This is a genomic window from Bradyrhizobium sp. DN3, assembly GCF_041357655.1.
In the GTDB taxonomy this organism is placed as follows: Bacteria; Pseudomonadota; Alphaproteobacteria; order Rhizobiales; family Xanthobacteraceae; genus Bradyrhizobium.
The window spans coordinates 1-1,040 of sequence record NZ_JAULLN010000088.1; the positions used below are offsets into that span (position 1 = coordinate 1).

At 58.7% G+C, this 1,040-nt stretch carries 1 protein-coding gene; it reads right to left on the reverse strand.

Features of this window, described 5'->3' with window-relative positions:
- Window positions 1-974 (reverse strand): IS1182 family transposase (locus tag AAE027_RS39465; protein ID WP_370991178.1); only part of this gene is annotated, 974 nt, incomplete at its 3' end.
- Window positions 975-1,040: the final 66 nt, after the last annotated feature.

Below are 1,040 nucleotides of genomic sequence, written 5' to 3' on the forward strand. Positions count from 1 at the left end.
GTCATGGGCTTGGGCAAGGTGACTGCAACGCCAGCCTCTTCGCAGGCTAATATCTCCTCTCCGTCGAAGTAGCCACGGTCGGCGACCGCCTCGAGCTTGTCTACTTCGAGCACTTCTTTGGCTTGCTTCGACATCCGAGCAAGCTGCCCACGGTCGTTGCCAACGTTTATGACCTCGTGCGCAACAATCAGATGGTGTTCGGTGTCCACCGCGACCTGGACATTGTAGCCGACGACACCCGATCCGCGGCCACTGGTGGCCATCGAACGGGCATCCGGATCGGTGAGCGATATCTGTTGATCTGGCGTGTTGCGCATCTGCGCGTCAAGCACTTCCAGGCGGCTCATCTCCTGCTTCAGCCGAGCGATCTTTTCCTTGATCCTTGTCGTCTTGATGCTGATCGCTTCCGATGGCTCCTGCCGATCGGCGCTATCGAGTTGACGCAGATATCGACCGACGCTTTCCTCGATCTGCGCGATCCGCCTCGCCATCTTGGCATGCGTGAAGTTGCGGTCGCGGTTGTTCACCGCCTTGAACTTGCTGCCGTCGATTGCGACGCTTGGGGTCTGCAACAGGCCCATTTGCCGGCATAGTGCAATGAACTTCGCACAAACCTTCCGGATCGCCGCACCATTGTCCTTCCGGAAATCGGCGATCGTCTTATGATCGGGAGCCAGGCGGCCGATCAGCCACATCACCTCGATATTGCGGCACGCCTCACGTTCCAGGCGGCGACTGGATTGCACCCGATTGAGATAACCGTAGATGTAAAGCTTCAGAAGGACTGCCGGATGATAGGAGGGGCGGCCCGTCTGCTTGGCGATCACACGCTCAAACCCCATTCCAAGCAGGTCGAGCGCCTCGACGAACACATCGATCACATGGACCGCGTTATCCTCGCTTACCCAATCCTCCAGGCATTCCGGCAAGAGCGTCAGCTGGGATCTGTCCGCGCCTTTAACGAAGCGTCCCATCCGTATCCCCCACCAGGAAACGGCGGAATCGTAGCCGACTCGTGGCTTTTCACACAGCCAGGGTCA